The organism is Nocardiopsis sp. TNDT3, from assembly GCF_003427465.1.
GTDB lineage: Bacteria > Actinomycetota > Actinomycetes > Streptosporangiales > Streptosporangiaceae > Nocardiopsis > Nocardiopsis dassonvillei.
This window is the reverse complement of sequence record NZ_QPFC01001290.1, coordinates 1-3,819: the sequence shown is the minus strand read 5'-3', so window position 1 is coordinate 3,819 and position 3,819 is coordinate 1. Positions and strand designations below refer to the sequence as shown.

General features: G+C 73.7%; 4 protein-coding genes. 3 read left to right on the top strand and 1 reads right to left on the bottom strand.

Annotated features, from left to right (window positions below; all coding sequences use genetic code 11):
- From DQW06_RS26960 to DQW06_RS26950, 3 genes are all read left to right on the top strand, one after another.
- Positions 1 to 761, top strand: a 761-nt coding sequence (locus DQW06_RS26960) for a DsbA family protein (RefSeq protein WP_232833176.1), incomplete at its 5' end; no start/stop codon positions are given.
- Positions 754 to 1,659, top strand: a complete 906-nt coding sequence (locus tag DQW06_RS26955; protein WP_013152386.1) for a cytochrome c biogenesis CcdA family protein — start codon at positions 754 to 756, stop codon at positions 1,657 to 1,659. The genes DQW06_RS26960 and DQW06_RS26955, both read left to right, overlap by 8 nt.
- 246 nt (positions 1,660 to 1,905) lie before the next feature.
- Entirely contained in the window at positions 1,906 to 2,910 is a 1,005-nt protein-coding gene (locus DQW06_RS26950) for an arsenic resistance protein (RefSeq protein ID WP_013152385.1), read from the top strand.
- A gap of 30 nt (positions 2,911 to 2,940) precedes the next feature.
- On the opposite strand, the gene DQW06_RS26945 is transcribed toward DQW06_RS26950, so the two are convergent.
- The gene (locus DQW06_RS26945; RefSeq protein ID WP_013152384.1) at positions 2,941 to 3,681 is read right to left on the bottom strand and encodes a MerR family transcriptional regulator; all 741 of its coding nucleotides are present in this window, start codon (positions 3,679 to 3,681) and stop codon (positions 2,941 to 2,943) included.
- Between the last annotated feature and the right edge of the window lie 138 nt (positions 3,682 to 3,819).

The following is a 3,819-nucleotide window of genomic DNA, read 5'->3' as shown; positions in this document are numbered from 1 at the left end:
GGCGTACCCCGGACGGGGGCGGCGGTTCGTGGCGGGGCCTCCTGTTCGCCGGCCTCGCCCTGCTGGTCGTCGCGGGTCTGCTCGTGGCCAACCGCGCCGTGGACGACCGGGCGCAGGAACCCGCGGCGCGGGAGCCGGCGGCCGACTCCGCTCCCCACTCCGCCGGAGCCGACGACCAGACCCCCGACCAGCGTGAGTTCGGGGCCCTGCTGGCCCGCCGGGACCCCGAGGACCCCGCCGCGATGGGCGAGGTCGACGCCCCAGTGGTCATGGTGGCCTACTCCGACTACAACTGCCCCTACTGCGGCCGTTGGGCCCGGGAGACCCAACCCGAGCTGATGCACTACGTCGAACGGGGGGACCTGCGCATCGAGTGGCGCGACTTCCCCATCATCACCGGTTCCTCGGAGACGGTCTCCCACGCCGCCCGGGCCGCCGGGATGCAGGGCGGGTTCTGGGAGTTCCACGAGGCCTACTTCGCCCACGGGGAGAAGTTCGAGGGCGAGGCCCTCGAAGAGGTGCTGGACGGGATCGTCGCGGAGCTGGGCATGGACCCCGAGCGCTTCGAGGAGGACCGGCACGGCGACGAGGTCGCCTCGATGGTGAGCCGCGACTTCGCGGAGGCGCAGGGGATCGGGGTCACCTCCACCCCCGCCTTCCTCGTCAACGGCCAGCCCCTCATGGGTGCCCAACCGCTCTCCGTGTTCGTGTCGGCGATCGAGGACGCGCTGGCGGACGCCGGGAGGGACGGCGATGGCTGACGTCGGTCTCGTCGCGGCCCTGGCGGGCGGCGTGCTCGCCCTGTTCAGCCCGTGCAGCGCCCTGCTGCTCCCCTCGTTCTTCGGGTACGCGTTCCGCGACCCGCGCCGCCTCCTGGGCCGCACCGGCGTGTTCTACCTGGGCCTGTGCACCACGCTGGTTCCACTCGGCGCGGGATCGGCCGCGGTCAGCCGCCTGTTCTACGGAGAGCGCGAACTCCTCATCACCGTCGCGGGCTCGCTCGTCATCGCCTTCGGCGTGGCGCAGATCGTGGGCTTCGGGTTCTCCTCGCGGCTGGCCCGGCGTCTCCAGGGGCGCTTCTCCGGACGCACGAACACCGTCTCGGTCTTCGGGCTGGGCGCGGTGTACGGATTCGCCGGTTTCTGCTCCGGGCCGATCCTCGGCGCGGTCCTGACCGTCGCGGCCACCGGCGGTCCCCTGCGCGGTGCCCTGCTCCTGGCGGTCTACGCTCTGGGGATGGCTGGCCCTCTGTTCGTGCTGGCGCTGCTGTGGGACCGCTACGACCTGGGAGAGAAGCGCTGGCTGCGCGGACGCACCGTCTCCCTCGGCCCCGTGCGCGTCCACACCACGAGCACGCTGTCGGGCCTGTTGTTCGTCGCCATCGGCGTGGTGTTCCTGCGCTATGACGGAACGGCGTCCCTCTTCGGCGGCGTCGGGGCGTTCGACGACCAGAGCTACCGGGTCCAGGAGTGGCTCTTCGCCGTCGGCGGGGCGGGGATCGACGTGTTCGTCCTCGCCGCGGCCGGGATCGCCCTGCTCGCGGCGGGCGTCTGGCAGTGGAGCCGGGCGCGCGGGCCGAAGGGCTCCGAGGGGAGGGACCCCGCTCAGGAGGGGTCTGCCCGAGGCACGCGCTCCGAGACCACCGGCGGAGGAGCGTGAGCGCGCTGACCGGCGGGCGGCACCGGCGCGGCGCACCGTGCGCACCAGCGCGCCGCCGTACCCCGACGCCGGTCCCGACCGTGGGCGCTCGGATCGGCGGGCTCCGCGGGGCCGCGCACATGGGCGTGCGCGCGAGGGCCCCGGCCGCGGCGCGTGCCGGGCCCGGTCCTCGGGTCGGCGCGAAGGCCTACCGTGGGCGCATGGTGTTGATACGGGTCTTCGAAACCGCCGAGGAGCACTGAACAGATGTCGCTGGCCGAACGCCTCCAGAGCCTGTTCGTGGCCCTGGCCGCCGTGGCGGGGCTGGCCGCGGGCCTGCTGCTGCCCGTCGGTCCGGCGGCCGAGCACGTGGTGCTGCCCGCCCTGCTGGCGATGCTCACCGCCGTGTTCGCGCAGATGGACGCCGCCCACGTGGGCGAGGTCGGGCGCGCCAGGACCCTGGTCGCCGTCAGCCTGGCGCTCAACTTCGTGTTCACCCCGGCCCTGGCCTGGGCCCTGGGAGCGGGGCTGCTCGGGGGCGAACCGGACCTGCGCATCGGTCTGCTGTTGCTGCTGGTGACCCCGTGCACGGACTGGTACCTGGTCTTCACCGCCGTGGCGCGCGGGCACACCGGCATCGCCGCCGCCCTGCTGCCGGTCAACCTCGTCCTCCAGCTCGCGCTGCTGCCGGTGTACGTGCTGCTGCTGGGCGGGCGGGCCGCGATGGTCGACGCCGCCACCCTGGCCGAGTCGGTGCTGCTCGTCCTCGTCGTCCCGCTGGCCCTGGCCTCGGTGCTGCGGTGGGCCTCATACCGGTTCAAAGGGGCCGCCTGGCGCGAGCGGTACGTCACCGGTCCGGCCTCGCGCCTGGTCCTGCCGCTGCTGTACGCGGCCGTGCTGGCGATGTTCGCCTGGCAGGCCCGCACCGTCCTGGAGCACGGCGCCGACCTGCTCGCCCTGCTGCCGCCGCTGGCGGTCTTCTTCGTGGCGCTGCCCCTGATCGCCACCGGCCTGTCCCGGATGCTGCGCCTCCCGGCGGACCAGGGGGTCACCCTGGTCATGACCACCACGGCCCGCAACTCGCCCATCGCGCTGGCCGTCGCGGTCGCGGCCTTCCCCGACCGGCCCCTGATCGCGGTGGCGCTGGTCGTGGGACCGCTGGTGGAACTGCCCGTGCTGGCCCTGCTCGCGCAGCTGGTGAGGGTACGGCCTCCCGCCGCGAGCGGGTCCGCTCCGGCCCGGACCCGCCAGGGGCACGGGCGCGAGCGCTGACCCCTCGGACTCCGGCTCCTCGGCGCCGCGTCAGGGCGCGTCGCCGCCCCCGTCCGGAACCCCCTCCCGAAGGAGGGCGCTCAGACGCTTGAGCACCCGCAGCTGCGCGGGGTTGTACAACTGCGCCATGGCCTCGGCCATCGTGCGTTCGGCGCGCTCCGCGCCGCCCGGCGCGTCGGCGGCGGGGTCGGCCGACCACGGGTTCTCCTCACTCCGTCTGCGCACGACCGGCAGCATGCGCGCGGCGAGGCGGTCGATCGCGGCGTCGTCCGCGTCCTCGGGCAGGGCCTCGAACTCCTCGTCCGTCTCGTCGGGGTCGCTGATCAGCTCGCGGAACTTCTCGACGGACCTCTCGCTGAGAACGGTCGAGTAGACCATCAGCAGTGATCGCTGCCGGTCGGAGAGCTCGTGGGAGACCGGCGCGAACGCGGGGGGAACGTAGGCCGGTGCGCGGTGGCGCAGGATGACGGCCAGCTCCGCCCGCACGCGGTTGAGCCGGTCGACCGTCGCCTCCAGCTCCTTGTCCAGCACGCGGATCGCCTCGTCCGGGTCCTCGTCCGCCCGTCCCATCGACGCCACCTCCGACAACGGGACGCCCAGATCGCTCAACCGCTTGATCTGGAGCAGACGGACCAGGTGGGAGACCTGGTACTGCTTGTATCCGTTCGCCGTCCGCTCCGGCACGTCCAGCAGGCCGACCTCGTGGTAGTACCGGACGGCCTTGACCGTCGTGTTGGCGAGCTCGGCGAGCTGCTGAGTACTCCAGGCCACGCGATGCCTCCTCCTCCGCCGCGACCGCGGGCGGCGTCACGCCCCACGCGGACACACAGTCCACACCCTGCCCCGGGGGCAGGGTCAAGCGGCGCCCCCTCGTTCGCCCCCGTTCGCCCCGCGTCTTCGACGCGGGAC

What these genes read in the sequence shown, in the direction of transcription:
- DQW06_RS26955 (WP_013152386.1), top strand. Translation starts at nt 754, where the DNA reads ATGGCTGACGTCGGTCTCGTCGCGGCCCTGGCGGGCGGCGTGCTCGCC.
- DQW06_RS26950 (WP_013152385.1), top strand. Translation starts at nt 1,906, where the DNA reads ATGTCGCTGGCCGAACGCCTCCAGAGCCTGTTCGTGGCCCTGGCCGCC.